Genomic DNA, 22,564 nt, shown 5'->3' with positions numbered 1-22,564 from the left:
AGTAATGGCTGTAAATGAAAAGGTAGAATTGGCTACATTTGCTGGAGGGTGCTTCTGGTGTATGGTTTCACCATTTGAAGAGATGGAAGGGATTATAAAGGTTGTTTCTGGCTACACAGGTGGTCATAAAGAGAATCCAACGTATAAAGAAGTATGTTCAGAAACGACGGGACATTATGAGGCAGTACAAATTACATTTGATGCAAATAAAATGCCGTATGAGGAATTGTTAAATATATATTGGAGACAAATTGATCCGACCGATATTGGTGGACAATTCCACGACCGCGGACAGTCTTATGAAACGGTGATTTTTTATCATAATGAAGAACAACATAAAAAAGCAGAGGCCTCAAAAGAAGAGCTGGAGCAGAGTGGACGCTTTTCAAAACCAATTGCGACAAAAATACTACCAGCAGCTACATTTTATCCAGCTGAAGAATATCACCAAGGATACCATAAGAAAAATACATTCCGCTATGAGTTATATCGTAAAGGCTCAGGACGAGATGCTTTTATTAAGCAACATTGGCCAAAGGATAATGCTCATTTAAAAGAAAAACTCAATGAGATGCAGTATTATGTAACACAGGAAAATGGTACAGAACCACCATTTCGAAATGAGTATTGGAACCATAAAGAGGAAGGTCTTTATGTCGACATCGTTTCAGGTGAGCCGTTGTTTACTTCTCTAGATAAATTTGATAGTGGATGTGGATGGCCTAGTTTTACAAAACCAGTGATGTCAGCAAGTGTGAAAGAAAAGATGGATGTGAGTCATAATATGACACGTACAGAAGTGAGAAGTAAAGAAGGAGATTCACATCTTGGGCACGTATTTCCAGATGGTCCAGGACCAAATGGCCTTCGTTACTGTATTAATTCCGCAGCTCTTCGATTTATTTCAAAAGAGGAATTAGAGAAAGAAGGCTATGGCGATTTCCTAATCTTGTTTGGAAATAAAAAATAACCTCGCAGTTAGCGAGGTTATTTTTTTGTTATTTTGTTTTTTTCTTTTTAAATTTGCTTAATACTTCATAAACGATTGGAACAATAAGAAGTGTTAATAACGTTGAACTTGTTAATCCACCAATTACCGTTACGCCAAGTCCTTTAGAAATTAAGCCACTACCTTCAAATCCTAATGCAAGCGGAATAAGAGCACCGATTGTTGCAATTGCAGTCATTAAAATTGGACGAAGGCGTGTTGCACCAGCTTCTAATAAAGCTTCACGTGTTGATAGTCCTTCATTTTCCTTATGAATAACGCGGTCGATAAGCACGATTGCGTTTGTTACAACGATACCGATTAACATAAGCGCACCAATCATTGCAGATACACTTAATGTTTCACCAGAGATTAATAAGGCAACAAGAGCCCCAATAATTGTAAATGGTAGCGAGAATAAAATTGCGAATGGTGCTAGGGCACCACCAAATGTAACGACAAGAACGAAGTATACAATGGCAATCGCAGCTAACATCGCTAGGCCAAGTTGCTTGAATGATTCTTGAATATCTTTAGTAACACCGCCCATAGAAACATCTACACCAGAAGGAAGATCCATTTTATCTACTTCTTTTTGTACTGCAGCAGATGCTTTTGAAACGTCATCAGATGTTAATTTGGCACTAACCTCTGCATAAACACGTCCATCTCGGTGTGTTACTGTATTCGATGTTTCACCTTCTTTTACAGTCATAACATCTTTCACAGCTACTTCATTACCAAGTGGTGTTGTAATTTTGCGATTTGTTAAGTCATCGATTGTTTCATAATTTTGTTTTTCAGCTTCTACATATACATTGATATCTTTACCGTCTTTTTTAATTGTTGTCAGAACAGGGCGATCATGTTGATTAGAAAGTCCCATTCCAATTTGAGCAGCCGTTAAGCCCATTTTACTCAGCTTTTCTTGATCTGCGACTAAAGTGTACTCTGCATATGTTTTTGCAATACTAGAATCTATATCTTTTAAGTCTTTATTTTTCTTCATGATATTTTGAATATCTTTTACGACAGGCTTAATGTCTTCTGAGCTATCTCCATAAACGTATAGTTTAATTTCGTTACTACCGCCACTTGCTCCGAAGTCTTGGTTTTTCCATTCGCCTTTGCCAGACATCTTCTGTAAATCTTTAACGACTTGTTCTTTCTCTTTTTCAAAGTTTTTCGTGTCGTTATCATATTGCACGAAGAACATTGCTTGGTTTGATTGACCAGGACTCATTGGATTCTCTCCACCTAATGAGAACTGAATTGTTTTGACGTCTTTATTATCTTGGAAGTGCTTCTCAGCTTTTGTTGCAATTTTTTCAACGTCTTCTAACGTTTGACCTGGTTCAGGATTATATGTTGCAATAATCATTTTTTCTTCTTCAGAAGGTAAGAAACTTACACCGATAACTGGTACAAGTGCAAGGCTACCAACTAATAGAAGGACAGCGATACTTGATGTAATAATTTTGTGATTTAAAGCCCATGCAAGTATGCGTTTATATCCATTTGCTAATTTACTTGGTTTTTCTTCATGATGTACTTCTTTTTCCCTCATGCTCTCTTTCTTAAATAAGGAATGAGCTAGCATCGGTACGATTGTAACTGCTACTAGTAATGATGCTAATAAAGCGAAGACGATAGTTAAGGCGAATGGTAAGAACATTTCACCAATCATACCTTTTACTAGTCCAAGCGGTAAAAATACAGCAATTGTTACAATGGTGGAAGACATAATTGGGATAAACATTTCTTTCGTAGCTTCACGAATTAAATCTTTTCCACGTAATTTCTCTTCTGATAACGACATACGTCGGTAAATATTTTCAATAACAACAATTGAGTCATCGACAACGCGGCCTATAGCAACGGTCATTGCTCCAAGTGTCATAATGTTAAGCGTAATATCCATTTGCTTTATGACTAAAACAGCAATTAATAAAGAAAGTGGTATTGAAACGACAGAAATTAACGTTGTTCGAATATTTCGTAGGAACAGCATAATAATAACAATCGCAAAGATAGCGCCGAAAATTGCTTTGCTCAGCATTGTTTCAACTGATTTTTCAATAGGTGCACCTTGGTCGAATGTTGAAATGATCTCTAAATCTTTATATTTTTTCTCAAGATCTTTTACTTTATCTTTTACTGCATTTACAACATCAACTGTATTTGCATCAGAGGCCTTCACAATTTGAATTCCAATTGCTTCTTTTCCATTTGTTCGAGAAATAGATTCTGCTTTCCCAACTTCTTTAATGTCAGCAATTTCGTCTAATGTAACTGTTGGAATCCCGTTCATAGCAGCTGGATTCATTTGCGGCGTTTGTGCACCAGCGCCAGCATTTTGACTACCTTGACCGTTAGGTGAGGAAGGTATAGCTGGGATTTTAAGTTCTTTTAACGCTTTAATCGTTGTAATATTGCCATCTACAACAACTGATTTTTCCGTGTCTTTAAATGTGTATAAGCCAAGTGGTAAAGATACATCCGATCCCTTAATCACATTTTTTACGGTATCTTCACTTAGTCCTAGTTCTTTCATTTTATCTTTCTTGAAGACAAGCTGTACTTCATCTACTTGTTGGCCAGCAATTTGAACAGATGCAACACCATCAAGTCCTTTTAATCCTGGTACAACATTTTTTTCTACATTTTCAGTTAAGGTAGCTAAAGATTCATTCTTACTTGCCACGCTTAACGAAATAACTGGAAAGGCATTGAAGTTTACTCGTGAAACTTTAGGATCTTTAACACCTTCTGGGAGTTTTACATTTGTGAGAGCTTCTTTAATTTCTGTTTCTGCTTTTTCCATATTTTTATCAAAATCGTATTCTACTTGAATAGAAGATGCGTTTTGAAAAGATGATGAACTCACAACGTTAACACCGCTTAAATTTTGTAGTTGTTCTTCCATCGGCTTTGAAACTTTATCAGCTACTTCTTCTGGTGTAGCACCAGGATAGACCGTAGTTACTGTCACAATCGGTGTTGTAATATCAGGGATTGTTTCCAGCTTCATATTGAGTCCAGAGTAGATCCCCGCAATAGTAACAATAATGGTTAGTAGCCAAACTGCGAACTTATTTTTTAACGAGAAATTGATGATTTTGTTCATGTTTGCGCTCCCTTTTTATTATATTGACCAACTGGTCAGTCTAATACATAATATAACTGACCGTTCGGTCAATCGTCAATAAAAAGAGATGGTATAATACATTTATAATAAGATGCGAGATTAAATTTAGGAGAGAAGATATGAAAGAAAAAGAGCGTTTAATTATAGAATCGGCTATGAAGTTATTTGCTACTAAGGGTGTAAATGCGACATCAGTGCAGGAAATTGTGACAGCTAGTGGTATATCTAAGGGAGCTTTTTACTTATATTTTAAATCGAAAGATGAGCTTTTATTAGCGACACTTCGATATTATTATGACAAAATCCAAAAGAAAATGCTGGATATTGAACAAGAGTCTTTATTACCACGTGAAAAATTTGCAAAACAATTACATTGTCAGTTTAATGATATACAAAAGCATAAAGAATTTATTATTATGCATGCGAGAGAAAATGCGATTCCGTTTAATAAAGAAGTAGAAGAATTTATGATGCGGATGAAGTTAGAGTCTCATGCATTTTATCGGAATAGTTTATTGTCCATTTATGGTGAAAAGGTTATGCCATATTTATTGGATTTAGTAATTATGGTAGAAGGCATATGCCGTGGGTATTTAGAATTAATTATTTTACAAGCACCAGAAATTGATTTATCGTATGTAGCTGCTTTTATTTTAAAAAGAGTAGATAATTTAGTAGATGGCTTAGTAGAATCTTCGGAAGAACCTATTTTACATGAAGAAAAGCTTGGAGAATTCCTTTGTAAATCAGAGCTTATTAAGGAACAAGTTAAAGAACATTTTTTAAAAGAGATTATTGTATTTAAGCGCACTTTAGCTGATCAATTAGAGGATGATGAGCTGTTGGTTACATTAGATGTTTTAGAGGCGGAAATACGATTGCTTAATCCAAGAATTCCGGTAATTAGAGGTATGTTAGCAAATTTAGAGGCGTATCCGGAATTAAAAGAATTTCGATTACGCCTTATAGGATACTACAATATAAAAAATTCTTAATAAAAATAAGTAAAAAACTCCTTGTCTACACAAGGAGTTTTTTCTTAAAGACTACTTACTATTTTGAGACCATTCTTCAACATCCCAAACTTTTGTGATCCAATCTTCATAGAAGTCCGGTTCGTGACATACAAGGAGAATTGTTCCTTTATATGCTTTCATAGCCTTCTTAAGTTCCGCTTTTGCTGTAACATCAAGATGGTTTGTCGGCTCATCAAATAATAGCCAGTTACTTTCCTCACCCATTAGCTTACATAAACGAACTTTTGCTTGTTCTCCACCACTTAATTGACTTAATGGGCGAGAAATATGTTCATTTTTTAATCCGCATTTTGCTAACATCGCACGAATTTGATGCTGGTCTAGGCCAGGGAATGTATTCCATACATCATCAATTGGTGTTATATTATCAGCTTTAACTTCTTGTTCAAAGTATGCAGGCTCTAAGAAGTCACCAAGACTTGTTTTACCGCTTAAAGGTTTAATTTTACCTAAGATTGTTTTTAGCAACGTTGATTTACCAACACCGTTACATCCAACAATAGCAATTTTTTCACCACGTTCAATCGTCATTGATAGCTTTGGTAGTAGCGGATGTGTATATCCGATTTCTACATTTTCACCTTCAAAGACGAAGCGACTACTTGCACGACTTTCTTTAAATGAGAATTCCGGTTTAATTGCTGTTTCCGGACGATCAATAAGCTCCATGCGATCAAGTTGTTTTTGACGACTCTTTGCACGACCTGTCGTTGAATAACGAGCTTTGTTCTTTGCAATGAAGTCTTCTTGCTTTTTGATAAACTCGCGCTGTTTTTCATAAGCGTTTATATGTTGATTTTTATTGATTTCTGCTAGTTCTAGGAATTTTTCATATGTCGCTGTATAGCGTGTCATTTTTGTGAATTCTAGATGGAAAATAACATCAACACATTTGTTCATAAATTCCGTATCATGAGAAATTAATAAGAATGCATGTGGATATTCTTTCAAATAATTTGTTAACCAATGAATATGTTCAACGTCTAAATAGTTAGTAGGTTCATCAAGCAATAACACTTCTGGCTGTTCAAGTAATAGCTTTGCAAGCAATACTTTTGTACGTTGTCCACCACTTAATGCTGAAACATCACGATCTAAACCAATTGCATCAATTCCAAGACCACGTGCAGCCTCTTCAATTTTCATATCTAGTAAATAGAAACCACCTGCTTCAAGTGCATCTTGTATTTCTGCCATTTGCTCAAGAAGTTCTTCTAGTTCTTCTGGTGTAGCAGTTCCCATTTTTTCTGTAACTTCATTTAAAGCTTTTTCCTTTTCGAATAACGGTAAAAATGCATCCGCTAGTACGTCACGGATTGTACGCCCAGGCGTTAAAACAGTATGCTGATCTAAGTAGCCATAATGTGTGCCCGGTGTCCATTCTACGCGACCTTGGTCATGAATAAGCTGACCAGTAATGATATTCATGAATGTTGATTTACCAACACCGTTTGCACCAACTAATCCAACGTGTTCACCTGCTAATAATCGCATAGATACATCTTTAAATAATGTACGATCGCCAAATGTATGTCCTAATTTTTCAACTGTTAATAAGCTCATAGTATCCTCCGTCCAACTTGAAATAGTACCTTGAATCATGATACTAAATTCTTTCATATAATGCTATCATTTCAAAATGTATATTTTTTCAAAAGAAGTGTTTGTAAATGTTAGTATATAAAAAAGTTACTTCTACCTACAGAAGTAACTTTTTGGTTATGCCTTTTGTTTAACTTCACTAACTTTCTTTTCAGCTACAATAAAATGCGGTCTACGTTTTGTTTCATAATAAATACGACCGATATATTCACCAATCACACCTAGGAATATGAGTTGAATACCGCCAATAAATAGTATAGCGGAAATGAGAGTAAAGTAACCAGGAACTTCCACACCACCAAGGATGATTTGAACGAACGTAGTGATTACGTATAAAAGTCCTAAAATGGTTGTTAGTAATCCGAGATATATAGATAGACGTAACGGTTTATTATTGAATGAAATTACACCATCAATTCCGTAATTTAATAATTTCGAGAAGGTCCATTTACTTTCTCCATCAGAACGTAATACATTTTCATATTCAATGATTAATTCGTTATAACCAATCCAAGAGAATAAACCCTTTGAAAATCGGTTGTATTCACTTAAAGACACTAAAGAATCCACTGCTCTTCGACTTAAAAGTCTAAAGTCACCAATACCATCTACTAATTCAATATCTACAAACTTATTCATCACCTTATAGTAAAGACGAGAGACGAAAGAGCGAACAGGTGAATCACCAGTTCTTGTTCTTTTTGCAATGACTTGGTCGTAGCCTTCGTTATATCCTTCTAACAATTCTTTTATTAACGTAGGAGGGTGTTGTAAGTCAGCATCCATAATAACAATTGCATCGCCTGTAGCATATTTTAAACCAGCTAACATTGCAGCTTCTTTTCCGAAGTTTCGACTAAATGATATGTAGTGTACCGATGAATCTGCACTAGCTAAATCACGTAAAATATTTAATGTATCATCTTTACTACCATCATTAACAAAAACAAATTCATAATCGGTAGTTAATTTATGAATTTCAAGAGAAGTCTCTGAATAAAAGGCACGAAGCACCTTTTCTTCATTGTAGCATGGTACAACTATTGAAAGGGTCATTTTTGACACTCCTTGTTTGTAGTGGGTTAAAACAATGTTATGCGTTTTTATATGAATCTATCCAATTGGATAGATTCATGATTCATTGATTGCTTATTATTGCTTTTTAAAAGAAAATTTTCGTCGTGCTTTTGGATTTTTGAAAATTAGTAAAGCTATACAGATAATTAGTGAGATGATTGATATAGTCATACCTAATTTGAAGTAAGGTGTAACGTAAGTCATTTCGATTACATGTGAACCTTTTGTAATTGGAACACCGATAAAGGCAGAATTCGCTTTCGTAAATTCTGTTTCTTTTCCATCAATTTTTATAGTCCAGCCTTTACTATATGGGACAGATAAATATAAGAGCCCGTCTTTATTTGATTTGATATCCCCTTTTAAATAATTGTTCTTATAATAAATATTTTCAAGCCTATTTTCAGTTAGTTTTTTTGTTTCTTTTTGTATACTTTCATAGTTTACAATATTTGCTTGCAAGTCACCTAATTCATACTCACCTGCCATATCAATAGAGATAGTTAGGTTTTCTGGACGCTCATTGCCCAAATTGTAAACAAACCTTTCTAACGGATAAGAGTATGCACCAGCATCGTCCCCTTTTCCTATCGTTTTTCCATTAACAGTTGCATTGAATGTGCCTGCATTTTTTAATTTTAATTCTATCAGTAGATCACCAGGTGTATCAGGATAATTGATAGGTACAATCATATTTCCAAAGCCATGAACAATTAGTTTATTTTCTTGTTTTTCCATGTTTTCGAATTTTGCTTTTTCCGTTTTAATAGATACTGCCTTTGATTTGAGGTCTTGTTTATTAAAATGGTTTAATGAAAATTCTTTTGTATTATTAACGACAACAGCATGTAATAATAATTGATCACGCTGAGCGAAGTTTAATTTAGAAAATTCTTCTTCACTTATAGCCGAATCATATACATATCCTAACGGTAAAGCATAGTCATTTTTGTAAATATTATATGGTCCTACTTGCTGTAATAGTTTATATCCATAAGGTACATTCTTTGAATCTGTATCAGCACTTAATACGCGATATTTTATACCTAGCATATTTTCGAGTAGTAGTCGACTATCAGCTTGATAAAACATTGAAGGTGTATCGTACATTTGGAATACGCCATATTTATTTTTCATAAAGTCATGGACATAATAATTAACCAAGCTTTGATACGTACTTACGCCATGATATCCTTGTAGCATTGGTGTGTTATATTCGCTATATGGATTAAGAATACGATAAAAGTCTTTATCATTTTCTTGTATGTAGCGAATTGCAGCAATTTCTTCTTGATTATCATAGCCTGGTTCGTGTAACTTTTCAGTTGAAATCTGGCTCTGTCCGTAAACTGTGCTAAGTATATTATTCGCATACATATAATTCATAGAAATTGTGCTAACGAGTACATTCAATACAACTAAAAATTGTATGAAAGGTTTAGAAATATAACGCCATAAACATACTGTAATAACAGAAAGAACGACAGTTCCGAGTAAAATGTTATCAACGTCTTGTAAAGGTTTATCAGTTACATTTATATTTGCCTTTCTATAAAATGCATAAATGAATAATCCAATAGACACTAATAAACTTATTAAATAAGGTAATTTGTAGTCTTTCTTATGAATAATCATCCAATCTAGAATGTATGCAATTGTTTGGGCAATTACAAATACAAATAAATAAAACCATCTAGATTGCATTGCTGAAAAACCATTAAACATAGAATATGTATATGGAAGCATAAACAGAATGAACATGAATAACGTAAAGAATACTTTATTCTTAACGAGTTTATCACGTATAAACATTCCAAATACGATTAAGAATAAAATTAAAGCTGGTAAAGCTAATTGATGATTTTCAGCATTATACATGAAGAAAATATTTTCCATTAAATCTTTATAAAATTTATCTTCAAATAATAATGGTATCTCAAACTTTTTTGATAGTCGATCAGCACTAAATACGGCATTAACTGATGGGAGGAAGCAAACGGCGGCTAAACCGAGTGATAATCCGTACAATAAACCGATTCTAATATAATAAGTTAGAAAAGAGACAATCGTTTTATTTTGTTGTGTCGCAAAGTATTGGAATAATGCATAAATAAATATGAAAATACTTGTGATAAAAGCAAAATAAAAGTTTGATGCTAACATTAAAGTAGCAGCGATTAGGAAAAGGCCGTGCTTCTTTTCAATAATATATTTATCAAGTCCCCATATTACTAATGGTAAAAATACAATGGCATCAGCCATGAAATCCCATAGTAAAGAGTGGCGGATGAAAGTAATACAGCCACCATATATAATAGCAGCAACAAAAGATGAGAATGCTGTTTTATTATGGTAACGTAAAGAACCATACATGAATACCATAGCTAAAAAGTTTTTTAAAATACTCATGTATAATTTCACGTCATATACTTGCTCAAGACTTAGTTTAGGTAGTAACAGTGTAATCCAGAAAAACGGTGATGTGCTGTAATAATAACTAAACTCTCCAAATAAATCTCCACCTAATCCATAATCAAAAGACCAAAAAAGGTTGCCATCTTTAAAGGCATGTTGTAGAAGAAACGTAAAAAAGCCAAATTGACGTAACGCATCCCCTGTACCAGAAAAGGCTTGATTAGATGTTAAAAAGAAATAATGAAAAGCAAAAGCGCACAATAATAATATTGGCATAATTATCATTGTTTTCTTGGAAAAGAATTTATTATTCGGCTTTATGCTCATAAAAATTGATAATCCTCCTTTGAAAGTCGTTACATGTAGCAACTAGTTTTTAGGTAGCATATAAAAACACACCAATTTTTAAAGGTGTGTTCTTTAGTTTTAACATGAGAAAATATATATTTTTGTTGAAGCATATATATTTTTACAAGCGTTGAAGTTCATAGTTTACATGTAATTTAGTATAAGGCATTTTCAGAAAGTAAGTCAATTTGAGCTGGAATATATAGCATTTTTTTACTGAAGAAAAATGATGGTATATAAAAAAAGCAAAAAGCTTTTCCATTTTTAAATAGGAAAAGCTTTTTGCTTTTAAGCATGTTTGCGAATGAGCTTTTGTTTTATAAACCCTAAAACAAATCCACGTATTTGAGGATCAATTCCAATTCCAATTATACCGTATAGTATACCAGTAAGAGTTAAAGCAATTAGTGGCGGTAAGTTGATTAATGCAATTCGGTATATACCGTAACTAATAATAAAGGCTAAGGAATTAAATATAATTCCTTTAACTAATAATTGCATGCCTTTACGAATAAAGAGGGTAAATCCGATTAATAGTGTAATTTCGGTAAGGATAGCTGCGGCAGCTGCTCCCATCATTCCATATTTACTACCTAATACAATATAACCTATGATGGCAACAACTAATCCAATAGTCATTGTTGTTGCACGTTTCCATTGCTGGCCAATCGTTGTTAAATTATCGGCTAGTGGATAGTTAATTGATTGTAAAATAACCATAAACGCTAGAATAGCAAGAGCGTCACCGGCGGGAGCGTATTCTTCTCCTAATAAACTAACAATCCAGAAACTTGGATCCGCAATAAAGGGGATAGAAATTCCCATTCCTAAAAAAGACATAAGTTTTAATTCAAAACTTGATAATTTTCTATGTTCTTCAATATTTTTCTCATTACCAAAAGCAAAAAGCCTTGGATAAAAGGCCGCTGCAATTACTCCAGGTATTTGATATAGTACAGCAGGTATTTTAGATGCAGCACCAAAGAATCCAACTTGATTATACGTTGAAACCTTTTCTAATATAATAGGGCCCAATTGTGGTAAGAGCATAATGATGATGCCATTGATTGTAAAAATAAGTAGTTGATCTAAAATGCCTTTATCCCAACCCTTATGGACCTTCGTATAACGTATTGTCATTATAAAGGCGATAACACCTGTTACAAGACTAGATACCCCGTACATGGCAGCAACCATCATAAGTGACCATTGGAAAGACATCCCTAGTAATAGGGCAGCAGCAGCAGTTACACCTTGTAGTACAGAAATAATAGCTGTAAATTGCATGCGTTCTGTTACTTGGAAGTAAGCCATTCCAACACCTTGTAAGGTTGCTCCGAACATTGTTGGTAGAACAACCCAATATACCATCGTGCGTAAGTAAGCATCGGGATAGAAGAACTGGGCAAAAATAGCGAAAAGTACAGAAATTATGATAGCTAATATTAAACGAATACGTAAGTAACTACTTATTAGCACGCTAATATTAGCATCGCTTCTCGTTCCTTCACGCATAAACGTATGTGTTAAACCTGCATCTGTAAAGTAACAAATAACAGCTGAAACTGCTAACGCAGTTGTAAACATACCGTAATCACTTGGAGAAACATACCTTGCAAAGAAAATTGTTGCAATAGCCAGTACAAAACGGACAGTAATGTTTCCTACAAACAGGTAGGATGCGTTTTTTAGAATTTTATTTGTTTTCATGAGAAAAGACCTTTCTATTCTTTAGGACCCGGTTAGCTTGTCCTATTTGTAAATTTGATTTGTTCACAGAAAGAGAGAGTATCGTTATATTTTCAGTTTAAGAAAACAGAGATTTAATTCGTACAAACCAAAGCATTGCATATAGTTTTTTACTACGCTTTCCATTCTTTGAATAGATTTTACGGCAATATTTCCTTATATCTTTTTTGATTAATTGAACTTGTGATTTATCTAATCGAGAGTTTTCTTTAATATATATACAAGCGTTATTGATGACTGTATAAGGGAATAAATAAGTCTCAAGAATCTCAATCAGTGACTGAGGGTCTTTTGTAATGAAATCTTGAGATTTGTTATGTACCCAATCTTTCATACGATTGAATACTTCTAGCTCTTTTGTCGTTTTTAATTCATAATCTTTATACTTAGAAGAAAGATTTCCTTCTGATAAGATTCTATAATAAGTTAAGTATTCATCGACATAACATACATTTGTCACACTCATAAGTTTAAATAAAAACTCTAAATCTTCGCCCCAACTACATCCTGGTGTAAAACGAATGTTATGATTCATTACGATGGATCGTTTGAAAATCCAAGTACTTGTTTGAGCCACAACTTGATGTGTTAGGAATGCTTTTGCCATATCACCTTTAATAAAGTTTGTTGTATGTTCAACCTTCTCGCCTGTTTCTTCGTAGAAATTCATATAACCACAATAGCACGCGTCCATTTCGTTTTTATGCATACTTTCGACTTGCTTCTCAATTTTAGTTGGATGCCATAAGTCATCACTATCAAGAAAAGCGATATATTCTCCGCTAGCATTTTCGATACCTGTATTACGTGCTACCGAAACACCTTGGTTTTTTTGATGAACGTATTTTACTTGCCCTGGGTATTTTTCAGCAAGGTTTTTCACAATAGAAGGTGATTGATCTTTACTTCCATCATCTACAATTACAATTTCAATGTTTTTATATGTTTGATCTAGTATTGACTGCATCGTTTCTTCAATATATTTTTCCGTGTTATACAGGGGTATGACAACAGAAACAAGTTGCTTTTGTTCCATCATAGAATTTTTATCTCCTCAAGTTTTTTATGTCTTGCATCATATATACAAGCCTTTTGGAAGGAAGAAGATTACAAGAACATCTGTATAAGTTTAACGCATATAAACTTTGTAAATCAACTTTCTATTGTTGTACTTTGTATAAAAAGTATTTATTATAGAACGTATTGTGTTGTAAAAATATAGAAATATATTTTGAAAATTATGTATCTGAAGGGAGAAGATGAGATGTTAGGGCGATTTACTCGCAAATCTAATATAATCCTTTTAGGGATTATTATGATAGTCGGTTTTGCACTTCGTTTTGCAACTTTACAAACACATGGTGCAGATCTATCTATAGCTAGCGATGATATAGGTTATCAAAAAACGGCAAATATTTTATTGGAAACAGGGATGTTAACATATCATGAACCAGATAAACCAACGATTCATATTATGCCGGGTTTTCCAGCTTTATTAGCTGTTGTATTTTATTTTTTTGGAAATGGAAGTGAAGGTCTTTTTGTAGCAAAATTAATTATTATCCTATTAGGGGTACTTAGTATTTTGCTAACTTATAAGATTGGTACTTATTTATTAAATTCTGCTGCAGGATTAATAGGTGCTTTCTTATTAGCTGTGTATCCTCCAGAGATTGTTATGGAAAATTTAACTTTAACAGAAGGGCCGTTTCTATTCCTTTCATTAGGATTAGTATATTGGAGTTTAAAATTAGCTGATACTCATAAAACGAAACATCTTCTGATTGTATTAATTTTCTACTTTTTAGCACTGTACCTCCGTGTACAAATTGCCTTATATCCAATCTTACTATTTGGGTATCTTTTAATGAAACGCTACCCATTCCGTATTATGATGAAGCAAGCGATTATAAGCATAGGAATAGGACTTATCGTACTTGGACCATGGTGGGCTCGCAATTACATTCAATTTGATAAATTTATCCCACTAACTGCTGGGGCAGGGAATCCGTTATTACTTGGAACGTATCAAGGGAAAGGTTACCCAGAAGGTAAGGATATGGGGGAACTTGAAATAGAGTTACATGCAAAATACCCTAATCTTGAAGCACATGAATTTATGGAATTAGAAGAAAAAATAGCGATTGATAAAATGAAGGAATGGTGGAAAACTGATAAGGAATCTATGATAGAGAGTTATTTAGTTTTGAAGCCAGAAATTCTTTGGAAAAAACCGTATTATTCTATAGAACATAATATTGAAGTATTCAATGTTTCTGCAAAGGATATGAATGAAATATATAATTTTATTAAGACGACGTTTTTAATATGTACAGTACTTTCATTTATTTTCCTTTTAAAAAGGTGGAGAGAGACTACATTTTTATGGTCAATCCTTTTATTGCAAACAGCTTTAACATGTTTTTATGTTGCATATGAACGATATGCATTACCGTTAATACCATTCTTATTTATTATAATTGGAGTTGGGACCGTGGCAACTGTTATGAAAATTAGTAAATTATTAATTAGAAAAAAATAGTTTGCAATAAAAAACATCTTAATTTTTTAAAAAAATTAAGATGTTTTTTTGTATATATTCATATTTAAATAGAAAACTATTCGTTATCGGTTTCAGGCTGCGTTACTTTTAATTTTTGCTTTAATAACGCATAATCTTGCGTTAACGTTACAAGTTGATGATGTAATTTAGAAATTTTTCTTGTTAAGTCAAAAATTAATATGAAACAGAATAATAGTCCAAATAAGAATAAGACAGATGGAGGATATTCTACGTGTAATAGTTGGCCAATCCAATTTATAATTTTTTCAGTAGAACTTAAAATAGCCATTGCAACACAAACAAAAATCCATAAAATGGCATATTTAGTTTCTAAAGCTCCACGACGAATGGAATTAATAATTAATAAAAATAATAATAGAATGAAGATAAATGAAAAGGTAATTATAGGCATTTATTATCAACCTTTCACAATTTTTTGCATCAATATAGCAAGGCTTACTTTAATCATGTAATATGCAGATTTAAGAGGTGTGATAGAAGATTGTCCACCTTGACGCTCTTGCATATTTACGGATATTTCATTAATGCGTAATTTTTTCTTTTTTAAATGAATAAGGACTTCTGGTTCTGGATAATCTTTTGGATAATTATGTGCAAAAATCTTAATTACTTCTCTATTGATAGCACGATACCCAGAAGTTGGATCCATAAAGGTTTGTTTTGTTAGTACTTTCAGTAGAGCAGTAAAATAAAAAATACCAATTCTTCTAGAAATACTACCTTTATAGGCTGTTTTCTCTGTAAAACGTGAACCTAGCACCATATCGCATTGGTCTTCAGCAATAGGTTTTATAATTTTGTACAAATCATCAGGATTATGTTGCCCATCAGCATCGAACTGAATCGCAATATCATATCCATTCTCATAAGCGTATTTATAACCAGTTTGTACAGCTGAGCCAATACCTAGGTTATATGGTAAGTTCACAAGGTGAACAGGAAAATCATTTACGATTTGAGCTGTTTTATCATGTGATCCATCATTAATAACGCAAATGCTTAATTCTGTAAAATGCTGTTTTAGTTTTAATAATCTTGTTAATGTATCTGCAATTGCTTCTTCCTCGTTATACGCAGGAATAATAATTAACGTTTTTGGTATTGAAATTGGTACCTCAATAGACATTATCGCACCATCCCTTATATACTTAATTATATTATAGTTATTTTTAAACGAACCTTATCTAATATACCATTAATAGTATAGCAAAATAAAGGAAAAACTGGTGGGTTATTTTAGGAGACGCACAGTAAAGAAAAGATAAGAGCTAGAATTTTTTACAATAAAAAATACATGCAAGGATGAAATAAACCTGTGCATGTATGAAGTGAGAGTATCGTATTATATATTCCATGGCTTACTTAAAGTTAAAACTTCAGCCATCTCTTTACTTTTTAAACGTCCCTTTTTTCGGTTTTCCGCGCGTTCTAAACCGGTTGTGTGTAACCAATGTTCTTCCTGAGTTTCAGGGAGTACTTGTGGTACGGACGAAGGTTTTCCATCTTTTATAGCCACAAATGTAATGAAGCAAGTAGCAGCAATTCTACGCTCGCCTGCTAATAAATTTTCTGCGATTACTTTTACGAAAACTTCCATTGAAGATTTCCCTGTATAACATACAAATGCTTCATAACAAACAGAATCAGCTTGGTGAATTGGAGTTAAAAAATCAACTGAATCAATAGATGCTGTTACGCAATGTTTACGACTATGTCTTGCAGCCGCAATCGAAGCAATACTATCAATTTCTGCTAATAATTTCCCTCCAAAAAGTGTTTGGTGATTATTTAAATCGTTAGGAAAAACACGTGTTGTCTTAATTGCTTTAGATTCTCGCATGAATTTCTTTTCCATATATTCAGCCCCTATAGTCTGTTTTCAATCAGAATAATATGTGTAAGCGGATTACTCATATTAGATATTTAATGAAGTAAAGTGTATTCCAAAAGAGGATTATTTAAACTTCTGTATTTGTATTCATGTAACTGAAAGAAAATTTATTTTATCTAAAATGTAGTGTAAAAGAGGATTCGCTTACATTGCAAGTAAAAAGTAATGGCTATGTATTTGTCATAGAAATTCTCTATCAGCCGTGTACTCATTCATGATAGAATCGTTTTGTTATGAATGGAAATAGAGGTGCAATGGACATATGAATCATATACAAACAAATTTTTCATCTTTCTTCAATAAAATTACAATCGGTGCGATGCTCGCATTTTTTGTTTATAGTTGTTGGGCAGCATTTGAGACAAGTAAGCAATTTTTTGGAGGAAGTACAACAAGTGTAACAATCATATTAGCAATTTTTATCATACTCATTTTGTTAGTGGCATCAATTCTACAATATCGTTTTACAGATAAACAATTTCTTATTTTTCTTATAAGTATATCTATAGTTGTGAGACTTAGTATGCTGTTATTTGTAGACGCTCCAATAATTGGTGATATGAAAGTGATCTATGAGTCTGCAAAGCAGATTGCAATTGGTAATAATATAGAGACTGTAACTCATTTACCTTTTATTATATATGAGTCAGTAATTATTCGTATATTTGGTGATACATTATTCGCTTTACAACTATTTAATGTGTTATTTTGCGCAGGAACCGCATTTTTTATTTATCGTATTGCAGCAATGGTTTTTGGAGAAGAATGCGGTCGTATTGCTTCTATCTTTTATGCTCTGTATATTCCAAATATATTCATGAGTTCCGTATTAACTCCTGAGTCACTTGCAATATTTTTATTTTATTTTGCTTGTTACATACTTTTATATAAAGGATTAGATCATCCTTATATGTGGGTATTTTCAGCGATTTTATTTGCATTTAGTAATATGATTTTCCCAATGGGATTATTTCTTCCTATTTTTATCACGGTATATGTATTATTAATCGAAGTATTTCAATCAGCAACGAAACAAAAGGTGTTACTAAAGATGATAGGGATACTTATTCTATTTTATAGTGCCCATTTTGGTGTGAATTATGGAATTAAGACAATGGGAATGTCACAATATACGATTGCGAATGAGACGTATGTTCAATCTGTTTTAATTGGAAAAACGCAACATGAAGAAAAAATATCGAAAAATCAAAGTGTAACAGAGCATATTGATCAAAAGTTAAAAGAGATTGAGGGAGAAAGATTTAAACTTTTAGAACCGATGATAAATCAGTTTTCAGATGAGGGGATAAATTCTATTCTTTTCAAATATGAAAAACTGATATATATAGCCGTAACATTGTTTATGACTATAGCTCTATTACACTTCCTTATTAAGAAACAACAAAATGAGGGATATATGTTGTTCTTATTTTTAATTAGTGGATACGTATTGTTAAAGCTCTTCCAAGTAGATATGGCATATTACAATGTAATTATGCCAGCATTGTTTATTTTGCAGAGCTTTGGTGTTTATATGAGTTATGTGTATTGTCAAAAAATATTTTTCAGAAAATAAAAAGAATCCATTCTGGATTCTTTTTTTTGATGGAAGATGAAATTTAGTAGTTAGTACAGATGAAAAGTATGCTTGACTACTAAATTTCATCTTATCGATTTAGTTCTAGTTGCAAATTATCGGCTGTTAGAGCCATTTGTGAGGAATCATCTTGAATTCCTTTCATTACTTGTGAAATAGCTTGTAGTTCGTGTTCAATTTTCTTATTCTGTTCTTTTGAGTTAGACATATCTTTTACGATTTCTTGGAAGTATCGATCTGTTGCCGACATACTATCTGTTCCTTCCGATACGAGAGAGCTAATTTGTTTCACAGAAGACGAGACACGAGTAATTTGTTCATTTGTTTTTTCGACGAGCTTTGTAACGTTAAATATAGATTCTTTCGTTTGCTCTGATAATTTTCGGATTTCGCCAGCAACAACAGAAAACCCTTTCCCAAATTCTCCAGCACGTGCCGACTCAATAGCAGCATTTAGTGCGAGTAAATTTGTTTGCTCCGCAATCGATTTAACAATATCTATGATTTCATTAATTTTGTTAGAAATATTGAGAAGTTCATGAGTATCTGTAATAATCGTTTCCATATTCATTTGAATAGATCCCATTCGTTTGTTTTGCTGGTTTAATTGTTCTTTCCCTTTATTCGCTTTTTCTTCAGATGTTGTAGCTAATGATGTACCTGTTTTAGCAATCTCTACAATAGTTTCAGATTTGGCGGTTAGTTTTTGAATAGAAGAGCTTGTTTTTTCAGATACAGCAGCTAGTTCTGTTGCGATATGCGTAATTGTCATAGCAGTTAATTCTTTTTCTTTCTCATGCTCTTTTTGCATTCTTTCATATTCAGATTCATAAGCTGCAAGAACAAGTTCTTGTTCAAGAGTGAATAATTTATTTATAACATTTATAGAATATGAAAAATCATCGATTGTCGTTATTTTTGTTTGCAAAATCTTCATGATAGAGCGGAATAATTCTTGATAAGCAGCAGTATACCATTTTCGATGTAAACCAATTTGTACATGCCTTTTGGCAATCCTAACACGCTGTTCAATAAAATCTTCATGCATATTGCCGCTGAATAATTCTTTAATATGTGTTTTTAAAGTTTGTTTTAGTTTTGGAATAGAGCTGTAACGCTCAATAATAGTAATTAAATTAGGTTGTTTTGTAATGTTGGCATAGAATTTTTCAGTAATCCAATCAATTTCTGCATAAATAAAAGGCTGTAGCACTTTTACAACTTGTAAATCTTCTTTTGAAATATGTAGCATATCCATTTGAATTTTTAATTCAGAATTAGTAGGTACATTAAAAGTTATTTGTTGGTTCTTACTTAATTCGATTATACTGGCATTTGTTTTATTAATATTTTTTTTGAAAACCCCAAGCATCATTCTTCCCCCTGTATATAAAACGTTTTCAATTTTAAAACTAATATAGAGTAATTATATATGCTTATATATAATTACTCTATATTAGTTCGTTGAATAGTATATAAATTAAGAGAATTCTATCTAGAATTCTCTTAATGGCCTTTATTAATTTTAGCATGTGTTTTAAAGAAGACAGGGAAATGCACATTATATATTACAGTGACGACACGAATAACGAATGTTACTAATAAACAAACATAGAAAGCTAATACGTGCGCCCCCATAGCGTGTGTAATTAGGAAGCTAATTGCTCCTAAGATAGAAGCGATTGCGTAAATCTCTTTTCGGAATACGTAAGGGATATCTTGAGCACAAATGTCACGCAAAATACCGCCTCCAATACCTGTAATGACTCCCATTGAAACAACTAGAAATGAGGCGTCAACATGATGTGACATTGCCGCATTTGCACCAATAGCTGTAAAAACGCCTAAGCCAACAGCATCAGAAAGCATAATAACGACTTGAAGTTTATTGATACGCTCAAAAAACATACAAGTAAATAATGCTGATAACACACTTACGAAAAAGTAAATGGGTTTTACAAATGCGACAGGGGGCAGGTTACCAATCATGATATCACGAATAATACCGCCGCCGAGCGCAGTGGCTACAGCTAAACAAAGGACACCAAATAAATCTAAATCTTTTTTTAAACCAACTAATGTACCAGAAATGGCAGCGGCGATAATGCCAAGAAACGTAAATATATCGATTAATAACATGGCCTTAATCCCTTCCTCTTAAAGATGTTCCAGAGAAAAAATATACACTAAAGTATTGGAAATAACAATTACTTTTCGCTACATGTAGAAAAACGGATAAAATTCATAAAGAAAGCGTTTGAAAATGTTTGGAAAATAACTATAAAGTAATCTGAAAAAGATATGAAAAGATTAATTTTACATTTTTTGATGTTGTTAATTTAGGAAATATTACAATTAGAGGTGAGATATTTATATTTGTATAAAATGATAAAAAAATATGTATATACTGACAAAAATAAGGGGATGGTTGTTAGATAGATTTTGTAAAAATAGGGGAGTATAGCTAAAGGACGATGATTTTTATTACTTATTAATACTTGTCCTGGCTAGTTTTAGCTGGAAAAATAGTTCTCGATTTGAATATGAGTTATGTTATAATTGCTAGGTGTGTTTGAATGATAAAAAATTATGATTAAAAGATAATGTTAAGATTTTGTATGGAGGTCTTGGAATGTTAGCAAATCAAGCTAGGGTTAGATTTGAGCATTTTTTGCTCTTTTTTATTATTTTACAGCCTGTTTTAGATTTATTAACGTCTCTTAGCATCACTTTATTAAAGTCAAATGCTACCGTTGGAATTTTAGTAAGATTCCTTATTATGGCTGTTGGTGGTATTTACATTTTAATTCAGGCAAAAGAGAAGGAAAATAGAAAGTTTTTAATTTATCTTATATTATTAGCCGGAGTTTTAGGGATAGGGTTTATTAATAACAAACTAGTTAAAAATCCTATTGTACTTGGTGAAGAGGTTAAATTCGTTGCGAAAGCATTGTATATATATATCATGCTGGGATCATACATTTTAGCTTTAAAATCATTGAAAAAGACAGTTAATATTAGTGATAAGGTTCGAAATAGTATTGTATATTCTACATTAATCATTAACGCAATTATGGTTATTTCTATTTCAACATCTACTGACTTTGGTAGTTATGAATGGATGAAGGTTGGTTCTCGAGGTTGGTTCTATGCAGGGAATGAACTAGGTTCAATCTTAGCTATTATTTTCCCTATTGTGGTACTATATTCTATTCAAAAAACAAAGAGCTGGAAACACATTTTATATTGGATTCCATCACTTTTAATGATTTATTCGCTAATTCAAGTCGGTACAAAAGTTGGAATGGGCTCAATTGGTGCTACGTTAGGGGCAGCAATCGGAATCATTGTACTACAATTATTATTTGATAGAAAAAATCCGAACAAAAAATCCCTTGCGCTTAATGCAGTAATTGCTATGGTCCTATTAGCTGGTGTAGTTGGGACGTTTAAACAAACACCATTAGCACAAAATATGGGTATTCACAATAATTATTTATCAGAGCAAAATGTGGCACAGCAAGGTCAAAAAGAAAAAGAAATTAAAGAGAAGCTGAAAAAAGAGCAAGAACTTAAAGCAAAAGAAGAAAATCATCATAAAGTTGAAAAGCCAGAAGAAAAGGCGAAGATAGAAGAGGAAGTTAAGAAAGAGCTTGAGAAAGAGCAAAAGAAAGAAAATCAAGAAAATCTTATTTTCAGTGGACGTCAAGTATATGAAGAAAGACATAAGCAGTTCTTTAAAGAAGCGCCAATGTCACAAAAGTTATTAGGAATGGGTTATGCAGGTAACTTTAAATACAATGAACAAAAGCAGCCAGATCCAAAACTAATTGAAATGGACTTCCATGATTGGTTTTATGATTTCGGGATTATTGGCTTTGTATTACTAATGATTCCATTTATTTATTACGGGCTAAGAATTTTACTAGCATTTGCTACGAGATTTAAGGACATATTCAATATAAAATATGGAATGATTTCAGCAAGCTTATTGTTAGCGTTAGGTATTGCTTATATTGCAGGACATATTTTAACAGCACCAGGAGTTGGGATTTACTTTGTAGTGGTGTTAGCTTATCTAATAGTAGACCTAGAAATTGAATGATAAAAATAAAAGCTAACTTTTGT

At 32.7% G+C, this 22,564-nt stretch carries 16 protein-coding genes and 1 pseudogene; 5 read left to right on the top strand and 12 right to left on the bottom strand.

Annotated features, from left to right (window positions below; genetic code table 11):
- Positions 1–4 precede the first annotated feature (4 nt).
- Complete coding sequence (gene msrB, locus GD442_RS26535; protein ID WP_033696055.1) at positions 5–970, top strand: peptide-methionine (R)-S-oxide reductase MsrB; 966 nt, start codon at positions 5–7, stop codon at positions 968–970.
- Between the two features lie 28 nt (positions 971–998).
- Here msrB and GD442_RS26530 read toward each other — a convergent pair whose 3' ends face one another.
- Positions 999–4,115, bottom strand: a complete 3,117-nt coding sequence (locus GD442_RS26530) for an efflux RND transporter permease subunit (protein WP_001033494.1) — start codon at positions 4,113–4,115, stop codon at positions 999–1,001.
- Positions 4,116–4,255: 140 nt separating this feature from the next.
- Here GD442_RS26530 and GD442_RS26525 point away from each other — a divergent pair, with 140 nt between their 5' ends.
- A complete protein-coding gene (locus GD442_RS26525; RefSeq protein ID WP_000659648.1) occupies positions 4,256–5,131 on the top strand; it encodes a TetR/AcrR family transcriptional regulator in 876 nt (291 codons plus the stop codon).
- A 51-nt stretch (positions 5,132–5,182) separates the two neighbouring features.
- Here the strand turns inward: GD442_RS26525 and GD442_RS26520 are convergent, their stop codons facing one another.
- The 5 genes from GD442_RS26520 to GD442_RS26500 all read right to left on the bottom strand — a co-directional run bounded on the left by GD442_RS26520 (position 5,183) and on the right by GD442_RS26500 (position 13,403).
- Positions 5,183–6,736: an ABC-F family ATP-binding cassette domain-containing protein gene (locus GD442_RS26520; RefSeq protein ID WP_000055410.1), complete on the bottom strand. Its 1,554-nt coding sequence runs from the start codon at positions 6,734–6,736 to the stop codon at positions 5,183–5,185.
- 156 nt (positions 6,737–6,892) lie between these two features.
- Entirely contained in the window at positions 6,893–7,831 is a 939-nt protein-coding gene (locus GD442_RS26515; protein WP_000175826.1) for a glycosyltransferase family 2 protein, read from the bottom strand.
- A 96-nt stretch (positions 7,832–7,927) separates the two neighbouring features.
- A complete protein-coding gene (locus GD442_RS26510; RefSeq protein WP_000023708.1) occupies positions 7,928–10,594 on the bottom strand; it encodes a YfhO family protein in 2,667 nt (888 codons plus the stop codon).
- A 309-nt stretch (positions 10,595–10,903) separates the two neighbouring features.
- Positions 10,904–12,325, bottom strand: a complete 1,422-nt coding sequence (locus tag GD442_RS26505) for an oligosaccharide flippase family protein (protein WP_159365235.1) — start codon at positions 12,323–12,325, stop codon at positions 10,904–10,906.
- 97 nt (positions 12,326–12,422) lie between these two features.
- Positions 12,423–13,403, bottom strand: a complete 981-nt coding sequence (locus GD442_RS26500; protein ID WP_000970523.1) for a glycosyltransferase family 2 protein — start codon at positions 13,401–13,403, stop codon at positions 12,423–12,425.
- Between the two features lie 225 nt (positions 13,404–13,628).
- On the opposite strand from GD442_RS26500, the gene GD442_RS26495 reads away from it, so the two are divergent.
- Positions 13,629–14,906, top strand: a complete 1,278-nt coding sequence (locus tag GD442_RS26495) for a glycosyltransferase family 39 protein (RefSeq protein ID WP_000901470.1) — start codon at positions 13,629–13,631, stop codon at positions 14,904–14,906.
- Between the two features lie 76 nt (positions 14,907–14,982).
- Here the strand turns inward: GD442_RS26495 and GD442_RS26490 are convergent, their stop codons facing one another.
- From GD442_RS26490 to GD442_RS26480, 3 genes are all read right to left on the bottom strand, one after another.
- Positions 14,983–15,339: a DUF2304 domain-containing protein gene (locus GD442_RS26490; RefSeq protein ID WP_001121768.1), complete on the bottom strand. Its 357-nt coding sequence runs from the start codon at positions 15,337–15,339 to the stop codon at positions 14,983–14,985.
- A gap of 6 nt (positions 15,340–15,345) precedes the next feature.
- Positions 15,346–16,074: a glycosyltransferase family 2 protein gene (locus GD442_RS26485; protein WP_000021476.1), complete on the bottom strand. Its 729-nt coding sequence runs from the start codon at positions 16,072–16,074 to the stop codon at positions 15,346–15,348.
- 216 nt (positions 16,075–16,290) lie between these two features.
- Positions 16,291–16,803 carry an acyl-CoA thioesterase gene (locus GD442_RS26480; protein WP_000412126.1) on the bottom strand — a complete coding sequence of 171 codons (513 nt, stop codon included), beginning with the start codon at positions 16,801–16,803 and terminating at the stop codon, positions 16,291–16,293.
- 298 nt (positions 16,804–17,101) lie between these two features.
- Here GD442_RS26480 and GD442_RS26475 point away from each other — a divergent pair, with 298 nt between their 5' ends.
- Positions 17,102–18,415, top strand: coding sequence for an ArnT family glycosyltransferase (locus GD442_RS26475; protein ID WP_017672920.1), 1,314 nt, complete (start codon positions 17,102–17,104; stop codon positions 18,413–18,415).
- A gap of 91 nt (positions 18,416–18,506) precedes the next feature.
- On the opposite strand, the gene GD442_RS28545 is transcribed toward GD442_RS26475, so the two are convergent.
- The 3 genes and pseudogenes from GD442_RS28545 to GD442_RS26465 form a co-directional block, all read right to left on the bottom strand.
- On the bottom strand, positions 18,507–19,208 hold the full coding sequence (locus GD442_RS28545; protein ID WP_370658441.1) for a methyl-accepting chemotaxis protein: 702 nt from the start codon (positions 19,206–19,208) through the stop codon (positions 18,507–18,509).
- A 54-nt stretch (positions 19,209–19,262) separates the two neighbouring features.
- Positions 19,263–19,808: pseudogene (locus GD442_RS28540) on the bottom strand (protoglobin family protein); the annotation flags it as partial.
- Positions 19,809–19,942: 134 nt separating this feature from the next.
- On the bottom strand, positions 19,943–20,575 hold the full coding sequence (locus GD442_RS26465; RefSeq protein ID WP_000924371.1) for a trimeric intracellular cation channel family protein: 633 nt from the start codon (positions 20,573–20,575) through the stop codon (positions 19,943–19,945).
- A 493-nt stretch (positions 20,576–21,068) separates the two neighbouring features.
- Here GD442_RS26465 and GD442_RS26460 point away from each other — a divergent pair, with 493 nt between their 5' ends.
- Complete coding sequence (locus GD442_RS26460; protein ID WP_000880755.1) at positions 21,069–22,541, top strand: O-antigen ligase family protein; 1,473 nt, start codon at positions 21,069–21,071, stop codon at positions 22,539–22,541.
- The last annotated feature ends 23 nt before the right edge of the window (positions 22,542–22,564 follow it).

The sequence above is a fragment of the Bacillus sp. A260 genome, from assembly GCF_009861435.1.
Taxonomy (GTDB): domain Bacteria; phylum Bacillota; class Bacilli; order Bacillales; family Bacillaceae_G; genus Bacillus_A; species Bacillus_A cereus.
The sequence above is the reverse complement of the archived record's forward strand: the minus strand, read 5'-3'. Positions and strand labels throughout refer to the sequence as shown.